Here is an 18,248-nt window from a genome sequence, read left to right on the forward strand (position 1 = left end):
TGTCTATTTATTGAGCATGTGTATTGATCTTAACCCACCAACTCATCATGCCTCGCTACGAAGGGGTGGTGACGAGTTCAAGCAGCGCTTCAACCGGATGCTTCGGCTTAAAGCCTTCCAACCGTTTGACCTGTGAACGGCAACTATATCCCGTGGAAAGCACCTGTTGTTGCGGCACGGTAGCCATTGGCTCAGCCCAACTCATTGCGTACAAGTCTTTACTATTTGTTTGATTAGGCGCTTCGTGACCATAGGTGCCGGCCATGCCACAGCAACCAACCGATTGCGGTTTCAACGTGCCGCCAAAGTGACTAAAAATGCGTTGCCAATCGGCATGAGTAGTTGGCAAGTACGCTTTTTCAGTACAGTGGGCAAACAAGGTGTATTCGCTGTCACTTGGCTCTTTCACGGGCAACTCAGCAAGCTGCGGTAACAACCATTCTTGCAACAACATGACATTGAAGTCACCTCGCGCGTCGCCCAGAGCATGCTGGTATTCATCTCGATACGTCATCACCAAAGCAGGATCGAGACCGATCATGGGTAAATCCAGCGCATGAAGCTCATTAAGAAATGCGGCTGAATCGGCGGCCGTTTTAGCAAATGCCGATAAGAATCCTTTAATGTGCTGAGGCTTACCGTTTGGTTTAAACGGTAACAGCACCGGTTGTTTGCCCATGGCACTAATAAAGCGAACCAATGCCTCCACTACCTGCGCGTCATAGTAGGTCGTGAATGGATCCTGAACGATGAGCACTAACTGCTGGCGTACTTCCGGCGTAAGCGACTTAATTTCATCGAGTTCAAATGCCAACGCTGCATTTTGCTGTAAGCGTTGCTTGAGCGTAGGTACTGACAACAGCGGCAAGTCCACCATGCCAATTGTTTTTTCACCCAACCAGTTCGTCAGCGAACTGCCAACAATGGCATTACTGAGTTTGGGTGCTTTTGCCATCAGTGGCGTATACCACTCCGATGTCGCAATCACATAGTCGCGCAAAGGGCGCTGGTAGCGCTGGTAGTAAAGATTCATAAACCGAGCACGAAAAGTGGGTACATCAACGTTAATTGGGCAGGCGGTGGTACAAGCCTTACACGCCAAACAGCCCTTCATGGCATCCATGACTTCGTGGTTAAAATCGTTCTCGCTGGGCGTAATGAAGGTGCGTTTCCACTTCGCAAAGATGGCTTTCGCTTGCTCAGCCAAACCATTCGATTGCTGCTCCAACGCGATTGGATCTTGGCCGAGATCAGCCACTTGCCGCAACCACTCGCGCATCAAGCCTGCGCGCCCTTTAGGGCTATGACGACGATCGCCAGTAACCTTGTAGGATGGACACATAGGCGATGTCACGTCGTAGTTAAAACAAAGGCCGTTACCATTACAGTCGACGCTTTGCTTGAAGCTATCGCGCACATTCACTGGGATTTGCCGATCGTAAGCGCCGCGCTTTTTAGCATCAACTGACACCAGAATTTCGTCCGAGTCGATTGGCGTGGCAATCTTTCCTGGATTCATCCGATTGAGCGGGTCAAAGGCAGCTTTGATTTTGCGAAGTTCAGCAAACAAGGTCTCGCCAAAAAATTCCGGCCCATACTCTGAGCGATAGCCTTTACCGTGCTCACCCCACATCAGCCCTCGGTATTTGGCTGTAAGGGCAACCACTTGGTCTGAAATAGTACGCAGCAGCACTTCTTGCTCTGGATCGCACATGTCCATGGCAGGGCGAACATGAAGCACCCCTGCATCCACATGGCCAAACATGCCATATTGCAGTTGGTGGGCATCGAGCAACGCTCGGAACTCCATGATGAAGTCAGCTAGGTTTTCAGGCGGGACACAGGTGTCTTCGGCAAATGCGATAGGTTTGCGCGCGCCCTTGGTATTACCCAACAGGCCAACAGCTTTTTTACGCATGCCGTAAATGCGATTGATGCTGGCCAAATCAGAGGTGAGTTGATAACCAATAACGCCGGCTTGCTGCCGCGCCATCATGTCATCAAGTTTGGCAATCAGGGCATCGACTTTAACTTGGTGCTCCGCTTCATCTTGATCGGCGTACTCCACCATGTTTAAGCCTTGCATGTCATGGCCCGGCACATCTTCAATGAGATCACTGACCGAATGCCACACCACATCCTGACGAGCCAAGTTGAGAACTTTCGAGTCGACCGTTTCCACGCTGGTCGCGTTGGCTTCAACCATCGACGGCGCGTTGCGCAATGCAGCCTCAAAACCGTCGTATTTCACATTCACTAAGGTACGAATTTTGGGCAACGGCGTGATATTGAATTTAGCTTCACAAACAAACGCCAGCGAGCCCTCAGAGCCAGCAATCAGTCGACCTAGATCAACCTGTTGTTGTTGCCAGTCGATGGCGTGCTTGAGATCGTATCCGGTTAAAAATCGGTTCAGCGGAGGAAAAGTGTCATCAATGCGTTGTTGCTGTTCGGTGCAGGTTGCAAGCACTTGTCGATAAACCGCGGCTACACTCCCCTCGCCCTGCGCGAGCTGTTCAGCTTCCGACAAGGCAACAGGCTTAGTTTCTAACAAGCTGCCATCCGCTAACACCGCGGTAACTGCGAGCAAGTGATCGCTGGTTTTGCCATAGACTAACGAGCCTTGACCCGATGCATCGGTGTTAATCATGCCGCCAACCGTTGCGCGGTTTGAGGTCGATAAGTCCGGCGCAAAGAAAAAACCATGTGGTCGCAATGCGTCATTAAGTTTGTCTTTAACCAAACCGCCTTGAACTCGCACCCAGCTTTGTTCTGGGTTCACTTCCAACACTTGGTTCATGTGGCGTGATAAATCCACCACCAGGCCAGGCGTTAACGACTGACCGTTGGTGCCAGTGCCGCCACCGCGGGGGCCGAAGCGAACATCTTTAAAGTCAGCGCGCGAAGCGACCTGACCAACGAGTTGCACATCCGCTACGGAGCGCGGGAACACTGCGGCTTGAGGCAGTTGTTGGTAGACACTGTTGTCGGTTGCAAGACTCAGTCGAGCGCTGTAGCTAGTTTCAATGTCACCGCTAAAGCCCGCGCTTTTCAAAGCATCCAGATAGGCCATATAAACAGGCGCAATGGATGCTTGTGAAGGGATATGGGGAATGACAGTTTGGTCTGACACAGCAACACTCCAATGAGATAACGGCTTGCAACGCAAGTTGCACTACAAAAAATAGGCGCACAATCTAGCAAAAGCGCTTGTTTTTCACCAGTGCTAGCGGCTCACGTAGGAGCAGTCTGTTAACACTAATTGATCAATAAATCAGGCGTAGCTTGGATCACCGTCAGCAGCGCCCGCTGCCCCACGGCCACTTTACGGTTCGGGAATACGATAGCTTCGCCATCATGCTCGGCGACTATATCGGTATCACCGTCACGCCCTAACAATTGACCCTGTTTAAACTGGCTAAAGTTAGCAAGCTTGTCATCAAAGCTGAGCTCAAAATCTTGCTGTTGTCGATGCACTGCGCGAGTGACGGTAAACAGCTTAAGTTGCTCCGGCGCAATCGTTGGCTCTGGCCACTGACCGTACAACATCTGGTTTAGCAATTGCTTCAGAGGCTGCAATTTGCTCATGTCGTTTTCGCCAAACGGTTTTACTTTGCCCAGTTCGACAGTAAATGCTTCGGCTTGATGATGCGCATGGCTGTAATAACTAAATGTCGTTGCTGGTTCATGGGATAACAGCACCGTATTGACGTCTGCAGCTTGCATTCGAGCAACGGCTGCTCGTTTAAAGCCATCGGGGTGATAAGGATAAACCGCGAAAAATGGGTATTGGGAATCTCGGATCGCGGTATGCAAATCGTAATGAACGCGACGCTGGTGAGGCAATGCTTGGCTAAAAAATTGATCAACGGCGGCCATTAAGTCGATAGCGCGCTGCTGCTCTGGATTTTTCGCTTTTGCTTGCTGTTGGCTGGCGCTGAACAACCGGTTGAGGTTTTCTTCTATGAATCGAGTTTGATTCACAACCGCTGGCGGATTGCCCAAAATAAACAGTACACGGGCCTGTAATCGCCGTGGCGAACAAGACAGCTGTTGAATCATATCAACCAGCAATTCAATGGGGGCCGTTTCATTGCCGTGAATTGCGCACGACAGCACAATTGCACGATCGCAATTACGGCTGTCTGCCGGGCTGAGCGGCGCAACGTGCAGCACGCCTTGGTCAAGCCATTGCCACACGTTGAACTCATCCTGCCAGGATTCGCCCGGTGTCATTTCGCCATTTAGCGTGGCCGTCAACAAATCAAATGCCTTCATGACTTGTTTTTCCCCTTTCATACATTGATTACTCATTATGGCGCTAGTTAGTTCAAAGGCCGTATCTAGCCATCAGTATGTTACAGCAAAGTCATAATTGAGGCGGCTCATTCTAATGATTCATTGCCGCCTTGTAACGACGAGTGGACATTTAGCTAAATACACCAATTTTCCGGCCGGCAAGCTTTAAGCAGTAGCGCGGGACAGGTATAGTTGCGGCTTTATTTCCAATAGCGTGTCCCTATGTTTAAAGACAATCCGCTGCTGGCGCAGCTGAAACAAGATATCCGTGAAAGCCTGCCAACGGCTGAAGGAACCATCAAAGCCACCGCCAAAGGTTACGGGTTCTTGGAAGTTGACCGCAAAACTAGTCATTTCATTGCCCCTCCGTTTATGAAAAAGGTGATGCATGGCGACAAAGTCAGCGCCGTGATCCGCAGTGAAAATGACAAAACCCAAGCGGAGCCAGACAAACTCATACAACAAGCAGTCACTCGCTTTGTTGCCACGCTAGGTAGTCGCAATGGCAAATGGTTTGTGACCCCTGAAAACCACAACATCAATATCAACATCAACGCCAAGGCCGATCTACAAGTGCCAACCAAGTTAGTTGAAGGTGATTGGGTTCTGGCTGAATTAAAACGTCACCCGTTAAATGGTGATAATAGTTTCTACGCTCACATCATTCATAAGATCGCCGCAAAAGATGATCCTTATGCCGCTTGGCAATGCACCCTCGCTCGCCATAATTTGCCGGTTGTAGAGCCCGAACTACCTGAGCAACTTGCGGTTATTGACGAAGGTCTTGCCCGCGAGGATTTAACCAAGCTGCGCATGTTCACCATTGATGGTGAATCAACGCGCGATATGGATGACGCTCTCGCCATAGAAACAACCGAATCTGGCTGGCGCCTTACCGTTGCTATTGCTGATCCGACAGCCTATATCGAAGCCGGCTCAACCTTGGATTTAGCTGCTCGCGACCGTGCCTTTACGGTGTATTTACCCGCTCGCAATGTCAGTATGATCCCGTCTCGTCTCAGTGAAGAGCTTTGTTCTTTAGTGGCCAACGAAGATCGTCCCGCGGTTGTTGCCACCTTAGAAATTACTAAAGATGGCACCCTGACAGGCGAGCCTAAGCTTTGCTTGGCTACCGTTCGTTCCCATTACAAATTAGCGTACGACAAGGTATCGGACTGGTTGGAGAAAACGGGTGATTGGCAGCCAGAAGATGGCGAGTTAGAAACCCAACTGCAAGCCTTGCATGCGATGACCCAAGCCCGCGTCAATTGGCGTAATGAACATGCAATCACCTTCCCCGATCGCCCAGACTATCGTTTTGAGTTAAACCAAGATGCCAGCGTGAAAGCCGTTCATGCCGAGCACCGTCGTATAGCCAATAGCATGATTGAAGAGTCGATGATTGTGGCCAACATTGCGGTCTCTACTTGGCTACGGAACCACAGTGACAAAGCCGTTTATAACGTTCATCTAGGCTTTGAAGACGAACAACTCGACGCGGCGGTCGCCCTCATTAGCGAACATGGTGGTGAAGCCTCTGCCGAGTCATTGAAGTCGCTCTCCGGTTTCTGCCAATTGCGCCGTTGGCTCAACACACTGGAAACCGGCTATTTGGATTCGCGCTTGCGTAAATTCCAATCCTTTAGTGAAGTACAAGTAGAGCCAGGCCAACATTATGGTATGGGCTTGGATTGCTACGGCACGTGGACCTCGCCGATTCGTAAATATGGTGACATGATCAACCACCGCTTAATCAAAGCAATTTTGCGCAAGGAATCTCAACTGCCACAACCGACAGCAGATGATGCTGAGCACCTCACCGAGCGCCGCAAGCGCAACCGGTTTGCGGAGCGTGATTTATCGGACTTCTTGTATGCTCAATACTTGCAACAAGCCTTGGCCGAGAAGCAGGAATTCAGTGCCGAAATTTTTGATATCAATCGCGGCGGAATGCGCGCTCGCTTGGTGGCAAATGGCGCCATGGTATTTATTCCGGCACCAACCCTGCACGCCGATAAAAAACAGGTGAAAGTTAATGCTGATGAAGGCGTTATCTTGGTCGAAGGTGACGTAAAACATCGCTTGGCCGATGTGGTAACGGTTCGTTTGAGCGAGATTAAAGCGCTCAACCGAAGCTTAGTGGCCGAAATCATCTAACGTTGGTTTAAATTAAAAAAGGCGGCTCCTATGGGAGCCGCCTTTTTTATTGTTTATTAGCAACGAGCGCGGTGCAAGGCTAAGGCTTGTCTTCGTCAATCGCTCGGTGCTGCGAAGGAAAGGTAATCTCAAACTGGCAACCTTTCTCAAGGTTGGCCACAGAGACGCGACCATTCAATTTTGCGTGCACTAAGTTAAATAGAATATTCATGCCCAACCCGGAGCCGCCCTGACCACGTTTGGACGTGACAAACGGATCAAAGACACGATCAATAATGTCTTTGGCAATGCCATGGCCATTGTCTTTGTAGACAAACTTCACTTCATTTTCATCTTCGGTCAGCACCATGGAGATCTCGCCATCGTCCATATCTTCAAAGCCGTGTTTATGCGAGTTCACCATCAAGTTGGTTAAGATTTGGTGCCAAACACCCGGGTAGGTTTTCAGCTCAACACTGTTGTCGACATCAATATTGATTTTGTAATTTTCCCGCTTAAACACGGTTCGAATTGTGGCAACACTTTCAAGCAGCAGCTCTTTCATGTTGCATTCGAGCAAGGTGTCATTTGATTGGTTCACCGCCACAGATTTGAAATTACTAATCAATTCCACTGCGCGTCGTAAACTCTTATCAATCATGCCGCATGATTCAGTTTGCAGATCGAGGAATTTGGTCAACCGACCTTTGGTCAAGGTGCCGGCATCAACTTCCGAAACAATCGTGCGTAATCGCGCTGAAACGTTTGAATTGGCACTCACACAAACACCTAGCGGCGTATTAATTTCATGGGAAACACCCGCAACCAAGCTACCGAGCGATGCCATTTTTTCCGATTGAATCAAGCTGTCCTGCGCCATTTTCAGCTCTTCAATCGACTGCTCGAGTAAGCGAGTACGCTCCTGTACCTTAGCTTCCAACCGAATATTCATTTGCTGAACTTGAGCTTCAGCTTGTTGCCGACGAATAATATCGCTGCGCAATGTTTCCCGCATTTGGTTCATGGATGTCACCAAGTCATCCAGCTCATCAGTACCTGTTCTGCGACGCTCTAACGACAACGGCACTTCTAAGTTATCAATACTCAATTCGCGGCTATAGCTGGCAATTCGGTAGACATGGCGGGTAATGAGGTAATACACCAATGCGCCCATAAACAACGCGACGATTAAGGTGTTACCAAGCTGGCTTAACAAAATGAAACCCGCTTTTTGCTTCAAACGGCTGTAGATATCGTCGTAGTCAGCTTCAACCAACAAGGTACCAATGTGCTGGCCTTCGTAAATGAGGTCAAAGGATTTGGATGCATCGGGCAGCATCTGCGCATCACCGGCTTGATACACTTGGCCGAGTGGCGAGGTGATTTGTGCATGGCTAATGTCGGGAAGGTTGACGATACCGATCAGGTGTTGAGCAACAATGTCGTCATTGACATCCCATAGGTTTAAGATCAAGGATTCAAGCTGGCTCGATTCAATTGACTTAAATCGCAGCTGAATGCTCTCGATGTCATACACATAATCTCGATAAATTTGCGCTGCGGTGGAAAGCAGCGACAACGCAGTACTACAGATAATGATGTAGATTAAGACCTTACGGCCTAATTTGTTACTGCTCCCCTGATGGGGGCTTGCCGTCAGTTTCATTGGTCGCTTAAACAATCCCTGCCAGTGTTTACACTACGAAGGTGCCATGTTCCCTCAGTATTGACAACTTTTGTTAGTGTCGCGAACCGATTTATAGTCTCCAGTCACATTCCTGCTATTTGTCATGGCGTTATCGGCCTGTTAAACAGCAAAAAGCCACCCGAAGGTGGCTTTTAAAAAGTCTAACTGATTCAGTCAGTACTTATTTAACACTACATTTGGTCAGGTTCCAGATGTTCTTCACATAGTCTTCAATCGAACGATCTGAGGTGAACTTGCCCATTTGCGCGGTATTCAAAATCGCGCTCTTAGCCCATGCTTTCTGATCTTTATACATTTCATTAGCACGTTTATGCGCTTCAGAATACGCTTCAAAATCCGCCAGTACTAAATATGGGTCACCACCATCAAGCAAGCTGCGCTTGATAGCAGACAATGCACCTGGCTCACCTGGCGTGAAGTAGTCAGTGTCTAACCAATCCAACACGGCTTTGATCTCTGGGTTACCGTAGTAGTAATCCCAAGGATTGTAGCCTTTGGCTTTGGTTTCTTTCACTTCATCAACCGACAGGCCGAAGATAAACATGTTTTCTTCACCGGCTTCTTCCGCAATCTCAATATTCGCGCCGTCCATTGTACCTATGGTCAAAGCACCGTTGAGCGCCATCTTCATGTTGCCGGTACCGGATGCTTCATAGCCAGCCGTTGAGATCTGCTCAGACAAGTCAGCAGCAGGAATCATTTTCTCAGCCAAGCTCACGCGGTAGTTTGGTAAGAACACCACTTTCAACTTGTCTTTGATGCGCGGATCATTATTGATGCGATCAGCAACTTTGTTGATAGTGAAGATGATTTCTTTAGCCAGTTTGTAGCCTGGAGCCGCTTTGGCGCCGAACAGGAATACCATCGGGTGGAAGTCCATATTCGGATTTTCCAGCAAGCGACGATACAAGGCCAAGATGTGTAGCAAGTTCAAGTGCTGACGCTTGTACTCGTGCAGACGCTTAATCAGAACATCAAAGATGGCATCCGGAGAAACTTCAACCCCCGTCAATTCGCGAATGGTGTTAACCAGCTCTAGCTTGTTTTCGCGCTTAGCTTGCATGTATTTCTTCTGGAACGCAGCTTTACCAGCATGCGGAACCAGTTGCGTCAATTGGTCTAATTGACCCGGCCAGTCATCACCAATGGTCTCACTGATAAGCGAGCTCAAGCGTGGGTTACAAGCTTTCAACCAGCGGCGTGGTGTTACACCGTTGGTGACATTAACGAACTTCTCTGGCCATAGTGCATAGAACTCAGGGAATAGATCGGTTTTCACCAATTCCGAGTGAACGGCGGCAACACCATTGACTTTATATGAGCCAACCACACACAGGTTACCCATGCGGATCATGCGTTGCGCACCTTCTTCAATCAGTGACAACTTGATCTTCTTGGCATCATCACCAGGCCACTTGGCTTCAACTTCGTCCAAGAAGCGGCGGTTAATTTCATAAATGATTTCAAGGTGACGTGGCAATACGCGCTCAAACAAGTAGACAGGCCACTTCTCAAGAGCTTCTGGTAGCAACGTGTGGTTGGTGTAAGCGAATGCTTCTTGGCAAATAGCCCAAGCGTCTTCCCACTTCAAGCCTTCTTCGTCCATAAACACGCGCATCAGTTCTGGAATTGCAACGGTTGGGTGAGTGTCATTCAACTGAATTACAATTTGTTTAGCGTATTGGCTGAAGTCGTTGCCATGAGCACGCTTGTAGCGACGCATGATATCTTTCAGTGAACAAGCACAGAAGAAGTACTGTTGAACCAAGCGCAGTTGTTTACCGGCTTCAGTTTCATCATTCGGATACAGAACTTTTGATACGGTTTCAGCTAAGTTTTGCTCGCCTTGTGCATCTTTATAGGCACCGGCATTAAACGCATCCCAATCAAAAAATTCAGACGCACGGCTTTCCCATAAACGCAAAATGTTAACGGTGGTGCCTTTATAGCCAACAATAGGAATATCCCATGGCACACCTTTAATAACGCTACCTGGGTGCCAAACTTTACGCAGGCTACCGTCTTGCTCGAAGACCGTCTCTACATAACCGAACAGCGGCACTTCTTGAGTTGATTCTGGACGACAAATTTCCCAAGGGTTGCCGTACTCACGCCATGAATCAGCACGCTCAATTTGACGACCTTGCTGAATTGTTTGGCGGAATAAACCGTGCTCGTAGTGAATACCGTAACCAATCGCTGGGTAGTTCAGGCTAGCGAGTGAATCGATGAAACAAGCCGCTAAACGACCTAACCCGCCGTTGCCAAGCGCCATATCCGGCTCTTCTTCAGCCAGATCGGTAATATCATGTCCCAGTTCTTTTAGCGCTTGTGCGGCATTTTCAAACAGCCCTAAACTTTGCAGGTTGTTGCCCATCAGGCGTCCCATCAGGAACTCTAGTGACAGGTAATGAACTGCACGGGTGTCTTTGTTGAGGTGAGTTTTTTGGGTGTAGCTTAAACGAGAGAATACCAACTCGTTAATGGCAGCAGCGGTAGCGCCCCACCAAGCCTTGTCAGATGCTTTTTCTGCATCAGTACCTAAAGTGGTGTTCAGGTGACGAACAATACTTTCTTTAAATTCTTCAACGGAAACCTGAACCGCAAATTCTGTTTCAGCGTTACTAACAGCTGTTTTTTTAGCTGCAGGGGCTTTCTTAGCCGCAGGAGCTTTTTTGGTGGTTGTCGTCGTTTTTTTGCTGGCGGTGGTAGTGCCAGTAGCCTTTTTAATCGCCATACCAATTACCGTCCTAATGTGTGATTACCGAACTGGATATTTAGAGTAGACACCTAGCCTTAGGTTCCTTACTAAATACTGCTGGCAACATAATAGGTGGCAAAACCTGCGTATGGCGCGATCTAGATCAACTCAAATCAGCACAATAACAACCCAAAGCAACTTTAACATCACTTACTCAAGTTACTTTGGGTTTAGGTAAAAGTGAAACCGGTCTACAAGCCTGCTTTAGCAAAAGCCGCAGCAACAATATCTTGTGCCTCTTGCTGGATTTGAGCCAAGTGCTCTTCACCAACAAAGCTTTCTGCATAAATTTTGTAGATTTCTTCTGTACCCGATGGGCGGGCGGCAAACCACCCTTTAGCAGTTACAACTTTTAAGCCACCAATCGCTGCGCCATTGCCAGGAGCATGGGTAAGCTTAGCTGTAATCGCATCACCCGCAAGCGTATCGGCTTCAACCATATCTGCGGTCAAATTAGCCAACACATCTTTTTGTGCTGAACTCGCTGGAGCATCGATACGTTTGTAAACCGGCGCACCAAATTGTTCAACTAAATCAAGATAATGCTGACCAGGATCTTTACCCGTTACTGCAGTAATTTCAGCGGCAAGCAAAGCCAGAATAATGCCGTCTTTATCGGTACTCCAGACGGTACCGTCCATTCGTAAGAAGGAAGCACCCGCACTTTCTTCACCACCAAAACCGAAATCACCGGAGTACAGCCCATCAACAAACCATTTAAAGCCAACAGGCACTTCTTTTAGGTTTTTGCTGAGTGAATTGGCAACGTAGTCAATCATTGAACTTGAAACCAGCGTTTTACCAATCGCCAAATCGTCACGCCATTGAGGACGATTGGTATAGAGGTACTGAATAGCAACGGCTAAATAGTGGTTCGGGTTCATCAAACCAACTGATTTGGTCACAATGCCGTGACGATCATAATCAGGGTCATTTGAGACCGCGACATCAAAGTCATCTTTGAGATCAATCAGGCTTGCCATTGCGTAAGGCGATGAACAATCCATACGGATCTTGCCGTCTTTATCCAGTGTCATGAAGCTGAACGTTGGGTCAACACGATCATTAACGACTTCAATATCCAAGCCATAGGTTTCTGCAATTGCTGGCCAAAATGCAATTCCGGAGCCCCCCATAGGATCAACACCAATTTTCACGCCGGCGTTTTTAATTGCGTCCATGTTGATGACATTTTTCAGATCATCCACGTACGGCTTCACATAGTCATACTCGACGCATAGGTTTGATTCCCATGCTTCATCAAATGGTGTGTAACCAATGCCTTCAAGCTCAGCGGCAATCAAATCGTTAGCGCGATTCTCAATCCATTTGGTCGCAGTACTATCGGCAGGACCACCATTTGGAGGGTTATATTTGAAGCCACCATCCTGTGGTGGGTTATGCGATGGCGTGATCACCACGCCGTCAGCCAAGTTGGCTGGCTTCGACGCGTTGTGGCTCAAAATTGCATGAGAGATCACCGGCGTTGGCGTATAACCGCGGTCTTTTTGAACGCGAACTTCAACACCATTGCCTACAAAAACTTCAATGGCTGAACAGAAGGCTGCTTCTGACAGCGCATGGGTATCCATTCCTAAATACAATGGCCCCAACGTTCCTTGCTCATTGCGGTAATCCACAATTGCTTGGCTAATTGCCAGAATGTGAGTTTCGGTGAACGACTGCTTTAAACTGGAGCCCCGATGACCCGATGTACCAAAGGCAACATTGTGTTCGACCTTGGCTGGATCTGGTTTAGTCAGATAATAGTCAGTAAGTAAGCGCGGAACGCTGCACAAGTCCTGAGTTTGGGCTTTTTGCCCTGCTCTTGGGTGAATTGCCATTGGTTTTCCTTTGTAGGTCAATTTATAAACTTTCAATTAATTGTGTTTGTCGTGCGGCATCCAAGCCGAGCACTTGGCATACTTCATTGAGTATGGCTTTTTTCTTGTCTGTGTTGTTGTTGGTGACAACCCAATACGGTGAACCTTCAATCGCTTTCGGGTTGGTGCTGCTGCCCGCCGCCAATAATTCATTTTTGCTGGCAGCGAAGTACAAACGGTCACGGCCTCGAATCGAGGTTACGCCTGCAAATGCCTCGGGCGCTTCTTGATGAAGGTGAGCTAAGATTAGTAAAAATCGGCCAACAACACCTTTCTGCTCTGCTAATAAATCAAGATCGAGATTTGCCAAATCAACCATAGCGGGCTTGGGCTCAGTAGCCACAGGCGTGACTGATTCAGCCACGTCAGGAGTCACCTGAGGCGAAGTCGACGGCATCAGTAATCGCCTTAAAATATCGGAAGCACTCTCTCCGATTTGTTGGGTTTGGCCGGCAATGTACTGATATAAATCATCATCAACTTCAATGGTTTTCATAGATTTGGCTCTGGTTCTAGAACGGAACAAAGGGATTGGAAGCTAATTATACATAGATGATGGCAAGCCCCAAAGCGAAGAGCCAATCTGATGATTGATGGATGCTATTAATTCGTCATAATAGTGGCCAAATATTTCATTGATACTTCACCATGCTCAACTTTAAAGACGTCGGCCACGGCGATCCCGTGCTTTTGATCCATGGCCTATTTGGCGATTTGAATAATCTCGGAAGCCTCGCTCGCGCCTTAGTTGAACAAGGCTTTCGGGTCATACAAATTGATACGCGCAATCATGGCGCGTCACCGACCTTAGACGGCATGGATTACCTGTCGCAGGCGGCCGACGTTAAGGCGTTACTGGCTCAGTTAAAACTTGCATCGGTCAAAGTCGTCGGTCACTCAATGGGCGGTAAAATAGCCATGCAATTGGCGTTGCAACAGCCGGAGCTTATTCAATGCTTAGTGGTGGCCGATATTGCGCCTGTGCCCTACCAGAGCCATCATGTGCAAGTCATCAAAGGCTTAAGAGCGCTGCAGCAAACCAACACTGCAAACCGTAAAGAAGCGGACGCGTTACTCGCTCAATTTGTTGATGAGGTCGGCGTGCGTCAATTTTTATTGAAAAACTTAACCTGGTCAGACGCTAAATGTCAGTGGCGTTTGCGCATAGAACAAGTATTAGCAGGTTACGACGATGTCATTGACTGGCCTAAAACCGATGTCAGTTTTGATGGCCCAACGCTGTTTGTGAAAGGTAGCGAATCTGAATATATTCTTGAGAGCCACCGCTCAGCAATTGGTCAGCACTTTCCAGCTGCCAAAGCTCGCATCATACAGGGTACAGGCCACTGGCTTCATGCGCAGAAACCGGCTGACTTTAATCGAATCGTGTCAGCTTTCTTGGCCTCTAACTAGCGGCTTGTGCTATAGTCGCGCCTCCTAAATTTTGAATGATTTATTATGCAGTCCAACTGGCTTATTGAGCATTGGCAAGAAATAGAAACTCTGGGCTTGTACCTGTTCTTTGCCATACTATTTTTCTTCATCGGCATGGCCATTTATGATGTGCTTAAACGCGGTAATGTACCCGTGTTCGGTCGAGTGATTGTTTGGCTGGTTTTATTTCTTGGTTGCGCAGGCTTTATTGCCAAAGGCGTAATCAAAGCATTCTTTTCGGCAACGGGCACCGGAGGTTAAGGGATGGCCAAACAAATTGCAGATCGCACTACAATTGATCTGTTCAGCGAAGAAAAACGGCCTGGCCGCCCTAAGACCAACCCACTTCCTCGAGAAGTACAGATCAAAATTAACAAGCGTAATCAGCTACGCCGTGACAAAGACAACGGCCTGAAACGCGTAGAACTCAAGTTACATACCAATATGGTGGAGCAACTTGATCAACAGGCGAAAGCACTGGGCTTAAGCCGTGCAGCTTATATTGAGCAACTGCTGCAAGAGAAAATGACATCAGATGACGCATCGTAAATGTGGTCTTCTGCGTAAACGATTTATCAAACCTAGAAAATAAAAGTAGGAATACACCATGGCATTGGTTGGTATTTTTTTCGGTAGCGACACCGGCAATACAGAAAACGTCGCCAACATGTTGCAAAAGGAATTAGGCAAAGACATTTGTGATGTCCACGATATTGCCAAAGCAACGAAGGAAGACATTGATCAGTACAGCTTCTTATTATTCGGTATTCCTACCTGGTATTACGGTGAAGCGCAATGTGACTGGGATGACTTCTTCCCAGACCTAGAAGCGCTGTCATTTGAAGACAAGCTGGTAGGCATTTTCGGCTGTGGCGATCAGGAAGATTATGCAGAGTATTTCCTCGATGCCATGGGCATGATCCGCGATATCGTTGAAGCTCGCGGTGCCACTCTCGTTGGTTTGTGGCCAACCGAAAGCTACGACTTTGAAGCATCGAAAGGCTTAGCCGATGACGATCACTTTGTTGGTTTAGGGATTGATGAAGACCGTCAACCCGAGTTAACGGAAGAACGGATTAAGACCTGGGCCAAACAAATTTACGATGAAATGTGCTTGGCTGAATTGCAGTAAGCACCTCTATTTGTTTCATTTTTGCCGCAAGTTATTGCGGCAATTACAAATTTTTTATTGCTCTGAGTCAGAAAACACACTGCTAGTCGGTTTATTTTAGTAAACCAACCACTATAATGTGTCAATCTTGCAACGCCCTCACCTACAGGCATCATAATGACAGACGAAAATCTGGCTCTAAAAAAAGCCGGCCTGAAAGTAACATTGCCCCGTATTAAGATTCTCGAAATGCTTCAAGTACCGAGCAATCAGCACATCAGTGCGGAAGATGTGTACAAGAAATTAATCGATCAAGGAGAAGAGATTGGTTTAGCCACGGTTTATCGTGTTCTTAACCAGTTCGACGATGCAGGTATTGTTACCCGCCACCACTTCGAAGGCGGAAAGTCTGTATTTGAACTCTCAAGCCAAGAGCACCACGATCACTTGGTTTGCCTCGACTGCGGTCGCGTTATCGAATTTACTGATGATGTTATTGAGCAACGTCAGCATGACATCGCCAAGCGTCACAACATTACGCTGACCAATCACAGCTTGTACTTGTACGGTCGCTGTACCAATCAGGAATGTGATCACGGCTAATCAGCGGTGATGTGAAACATAACAATATCAAAAATAAAAAACGGCCTTGATGGCCGTTTTTTTATAGCTTATGGCTATGACTCACCGTTAACGTCGGATCACCACCGTACCTGCGAGCAAGTCATGCCAGCCACGTTTACGTTTATCAAATGCAACCCATAACAGGCCTATCATCAATACGAAAACTGACGGGATATACCCCAGGTAGCGAATGATTGCTTGCATCACACTGATGTTGCCAAATGTGGTGTTATCAACCACCGCCAAACCCAGAATCAGTTTACCGGGCGTACCAGCAAAGCGTACCCAAAGTAGCACCGTCACTGCTGCGGGCAGCACATTCTGCAACAGAGTTTCAGTCAAATTAAACGCTTCTCGGCTCTCTGGCACGGTGTAATATTCCACGCCAAAGATAAGCAACATAAGCGGTACAAATATGAGCATCAAGATCAGTGTGTCAATGAGCACTGCGCCCACGCGAAGCCAAAATCCGGCATACCGAACGTCTACTTGTTGTTCTTGCTCTGGCTCTGACTGAATAGCCTGCCCTTCGTACTCGCTCATCCGTTAGCCTCCTATTTTGGCCCATGTATCCCGTAGGCCAACGGTGCGATTAAACACCAACTTATTACTGTCGCCATTATCACGGCAGAAGTAACCTTCGCGTTCAAACTGGTATGCGTTTTCAGCTTCAGCATTCGCTAAGCTTGGTTCAATCACCGCATGCTTAATCACTAATGAATCAGGGTTCAATACCGAAGAAAAGTCATCTTCCGCGGCGGGATTTGGCACCGTAAACAAGCGATCGTATAAGCGCACTTCTGCTGGCAAGCCAAATTCTGCTGACACCCAGTGGATCACACCTTTGACCTTACGGCCATCGGCTGGGTTTTGCCCTAACGTGTCAGCATCGTAACTACAGTAAACCGTGGTCACGTTGCCACACTCATCAGTATCGAAACGCTCTGCTTTAATCACATAAGCATTACGCAAGCGTACTTCTTTACCCAAGACCAAGCGTTTGAATTTTTTATTGGCCGATTCACGAAAATCGTCTCGGTCAATGAACAGTTCGCGACCAAACGGTAGCTGGCGGCTTCCCATATCATCGCGACTTGGATGACACGGCGCAGTCAGTTGCTCCGTTTGCCCTTCAGGGTAGTTTTCAATGACCACTTTAATGGGATCAATCACCGCCATAGCGCGTGGCGCATCGGCATTAAGCTCTTCACGAATGCACGCTTCGAGCATGGCCATCTCAACCATGTTGTCTTGTTTGGTGACACCAATTCGAGCTGAAAACTCGCGTAAACTGTGCGGCGTATAACCACGGCGGCGCATGCCGGCAATGGTTGGCATCCGAGGATCATCCCAACCGTCAACATGTCCATCGTTGACCAAGGCGCTCAAGCGACGCTTGGACATCAAGGTATATTCGAGGTTTAAGCGCGAAAATTCATACTGACGCGGGCGGCTTTTAATCGTGATGTTGTCGAGCACCCAGTCATACAACGCTCGGTTATCTTGGAATTCCAGCGTACATAAGGAGTGGCTGATATCTTCCAGTGCATCAGAAATACAGTGGGTAAAGTCGTACATGGGATAAATGCACCACTTGTTGCCGGTTTGATGATGTTCGGCAAAGCGAATACGGTAAATCACCGGATCGCGCATACAAATGATTGGGCTAGCCATATCAATTTTAGCGCGTAAGCAGCATTCGCCTTCTTTATATTCGCCTTTGCGCATACGTTCAAACGCGGCCAAGTTATCGGCCACCGATGTGTCACGATATGGACTGTTTTTACCCGGCGCCTTTAACGTACCGCGGTACTCGCGAATGTCTTCTGGGGTCAGAAAATCAACGTAAGCCAAGCCTTTTTCAATCAACTCAACGGCAAAGCCATGAAGCTGATCAAAGTAGTCAGATGAATAGCAAATGTCGCCGCTCCACTGGTAACCCAGCCAGCTCACATCACGTTTGATGCTGTCGACAAAATGTTGCTCTTCTTTTTCTGGGTTGGTGTCGTCAAAGCGTAAGTTGCACTGCCCTTTATAATCTTCGGCAATGCCAAAATTTAGGCAGATGGATTTGGCGTGCCCGATGTGCAAATAGCCATTGGGCTCGGGCGGAAAACGGGTGTGCACACTGGTGTGCGTTCCTTCAGCCAAATCTTTATCAATGATTTGCCGAATGAAATTGCTCGGCTTGGGCGCTGGCACCGCCTCTGACATGAGATACCCTCTAAATACTACTAAATAAATTAATGACCGCTAATCATCTACCATTGATTCGGCAAACACAACACTTCC

At 48.0% G+C, this 18,248-nt stretch carries 14 protein-coding genes; 6 read left to right on the forward strand and 8 right to left on the reverse strand.

Annotated elements, in window-relative coordinates; genetic code table 11:
- Positions 1 to 55 precede the first annotated feature (55 nt).
- Entirely contained in the window at positions 56 to 3,133 is a 3,078-nt protein-coding gene (gene ydiJ, locus K0504_RS06440; RefSeq protein WP_449867073.1) for a D-2-hydroxyglutarate dehydrogenase YdiJ, read from the reverse strand.
- A gap of 125 nt (positions 3,134 to 3,258) precedes the next feature.
- On the reverse strand, positions 3,259 to 4,299 hold the full coding sequence (astE, locus tag K0504_RS06445) for a succinylglutamate desuccinylase (RefSeq protein ID WP_220103353.1): 1,041 nt from the start codon (positions 4,297 to 4,299) through the stop codon (positions 3,259 to 3,261).
- Between the two features lie 222 nt (positions 4,300 to 4,521).
- Here astE and K0504_RS06450 point away from each other — a divergent pair, with 222 nt between their 5' ends.
- Positions 4,522 to 6,456 carry an exoribonuclease II gene (locus K0504_RS06450; RefSeq protein WP_220103354.1) on the forward strand — a complete coding sequence of 645 codons (1,935 nt, stop codon included), beginning with the start codon at positions 4,522 to 4,524 and terminating at the stop codon, positions 6,454 to 6,456.
- A 79-nt stretch (positions 6,457 to 6,535) separates the two neighbouring features.
- Here K0504_RS06450 and K0504_RS06455 read toward each other — a convergent pair whose 3' ends face one another.
- The 4 genes from K0504_RS06455 to seqA form a co-directional block, all read right to left on the reverse strand.
- Positions 6,536 to 8,101 (reverse strand): sensor histidine kinase, encoded by a 1,566-nt coding sequence (locus K0504_RS06455; protein WP_220103355.1) that lies wholly within the window; start codon positions 8,099 to 8,101, stop codon positions 6,536 to 6,538.
- 202 nt (positions 8,102 to 8,303) lie between these two features.
- Positions 8,304 to 10,880: a glycogen/starch/alpha-glucan phosphorylase gene (locus K0504_RS06460; RefSeq protein ID WP_220103356.1), complete on the reverse strand. Its 2,577-nt coding sequence runs from the start codon at positions 10,878 to 10,880 to the stop codon at positions 8,304 to 8,306.
- 215 nt (positions 10,881 to 11,095) lie between these two features.
- Positions 11,096 to 12,748, reverse strand: a complete 1,653-nt coding sequence (gene pgm / locus K0504_RS06465; protein ID WP_220103357.1) for a phosphoglucomutase (alpha-D-glucose-1,6-bisphosphate-dependent) — start codon at positions 12,746 to 12,748, stop codon at positions 11,096 to 11,098.
- 22 nt (positions 12,749 to 12,770) lie between these two features.
- Positions 12,771 to 13,283 (reverse strand): replication initiation negative regulator SeqA, encoded by a 513-nt coding sequence (seqA, locus tag K0504_RS06470; protein ID WP_220103358.1) that lies wholly within the window; start codon positions 13,281 to 13,283, stop codon positions 12,771 to 12,773.
- 152 nt (positions 13,284 to 13,435) lie between these two features.
- Here seqA and K0504_RS06475 point away from each other — a divergent pair, with 152 nt between their 5' ends.
- From K0504_RS06475 to fur, 5 genes are all read left to right on the forward strand, one after another.
- Positions 13,436 to 14,200 carry an alpha/beta fold hydrolase gene (locus K0504_RS06475; protein WP_220103359.1) on the forward strand — a complete coding sequence of 255 codons (765 nt, stop codon included), beginning with the start codon at positions 13,436 to 13,438 and terminating at the stop codon, positions 14,198 to 14,200.
- A gap of 45 nt (positions 14,201 to 14,245) precedes the next feature.
- On the forward strand, positions 14,246 to 14,482 hold the full coding sequence (locus K0504_RS06480) for a DUF2788 domain-containing protein (RefSeq protein WP_220103360.1): 237 nt from the start codon (positions 14,246 to 14,248) through the stop codon (positions 14,480 to 14,482).
- A 3-nt stretch (positions 14,483 to 14,485) separates the two neighbouring features.
- Positions 14,486 to 14,770, forward strand: coding sequence for a LexA regulated protein (gene ybfE, locus K0504_RS06485; RefSeq protein ID WP_220103361.1), 285 nt, complete (start codon positions 14,486 to 14,488; stop codon positions 14,768 to 14,770).
- A 58-nt stretch (positions 14,771 to 14,828) separates the two neighbouring features.
- Positions 14,829 to 15,353: a flavodoxin FldA gene (fldA, locus tag K0504_RS06490; RefSeq protein WP_220103362.1), complete on the forward strand. Its 525-nt coding sequence runs from the start codon at positions 14,829 to 14,831 to the stop codon at positions 15,351 to 15,353.
- 156 nt (positions 15,354 to 15,509) lie between these two features.
- On the forward strand, positions 15,510 to 15,935 hold the full coding sequence (gene fur, locus K0504_RS06495) for a ferric iron uptake transcriptional regulator (protein WP_220103363.1): 426 nt from the start codon (positions 15,510 to 15,512) through the stop codon (positions 15,933 to 15,935).
- 87 nt (positions 15,936 to 16,022) lie between these two features.
- On the opposite strand, the gene K0504_RS06500 is transcribed toward fur, so the two are convergent.
- The gene (locus tag K0504_RS06500; protein ID WP_220103364.1) at positions 16,023 to 16,499 is read right to left on the reverse strand and encodes an RDD family protein; all 477 of its coding nucleotides are present in this window, start codon (positions 16,497 to 16,499) and stop codon (positions 16,023 to 16,025) included.
- 3 nt (positions 16,500 to 16,502) lie between these two features.
- The gene (gene glnS, locus K0504_RS06505) at positions 16,503 to 18,170 is read right to left on the reverse strand and encodes a glutamine--tRNA ligase (RefSeq protein ID WP_220103365.1); all 1,668 of its coding nucleotides are present in this window, start codon (positions 18,168 to 18,170) and stop codon (positions 16,503 to 16,505) included.
- Between the last annotated feature and the right edge of the window lie 78 nt (positions 18,171 to 18,248).

The organism is Neiella holothuriorum, assembly GCF_019457915.1.
In the GTDB taxonomy this organism is placed as follows: Bacteria; Pseudomonadota; Gammaproteobacteria; order Enterobacterales; family Neiellaceae; genus Neiella; species Neiella holothuriorum.

Coding starts and splice junctions, on each gene's coding strand:
- astE (WP_220103353.1), bottom strand. CDS start 4,299: ATGAAAGGGGAAAAACAAGTCATGAAGGCATTTGATTTGTTGACGGCC.
- K0504_RS06450 (WP_220103354.1), top strand. CDS start 4,522: ATGTTTAAAGACAATCCGCTGCTGGCGCAGCTGAAACAAGATATCCGT.
- K0504_RS06455 (WP_220103355.1), bottom strand. CDS start 8,101: ATGAAACTGACGGCAAGCCCCCATCAGGGGAGCAGTAACAAATTAGGC.
- K0504_RS06460 (WP_220103356.1), bottom strand. CDS start 10,880: ATGGCGATTAAAAAGGCTACTGGCACTACCACCGCCAGCAAAAAAACG.
- pgm (WP_220103357.1), bottom strand. CDS start 12,748: ATGGCAATTCACCCAAGAGCAGGGCAAAAAGCCCAAACTCAGGACTTG.
- seqA (WP_220103358.1), bottom strand. CDS start 13,283: ATGAAAACCATTGAAGTTGATGATGATTTATATCAGTACATTGCCGGC.
- K0504_RS06475 (WP_220103359.1), top strand. CDS start 13,436: ATGCTCAACTTTAAAGACGTCGGCCACGGCGATCCCGTGCTTTTGATC.
- K0504_RS06480 (WP_220103360.1), top strand. CDS start 14,246: ATGCAGTCCAACTGGCTTATTGAGCATTGGCAAGAAATAGAAACTCTG.
- ybfE (WP_220103361.1), top strand. CDS start 14,486: ATGGCCAAACAAATTGCAGATCGCACTACAATTGATCTGTTCAGCGAA.
- fldA (WP_220103362.1), top strand. CDS start 14,829: ATGGCATTGGTTGGTATTTTTTTCGGTAGCGACACCGGCAATACAGAA.
- fur (WP_220103363.1), top strand. CDS start 15,510: ATGACAGACGAAAATCTGGCTCTAAAAAAAGCCGGCCTGAAAGTAACA.
- K0504_RS06500 (WP_220103364.1), bottom strand. CDS start 16,499: ATGAGCGAGTACGAAGGGCAGGCTATTCAGTCAGAGCCAGAGCAAGAA.
- glnS (WP_220103365.1), bottom strand. CDS start 18,170: ATGTCAGAGGCGGTGCCAGCGCCCAAGCCGAGCAATTTCATTCGGCAA.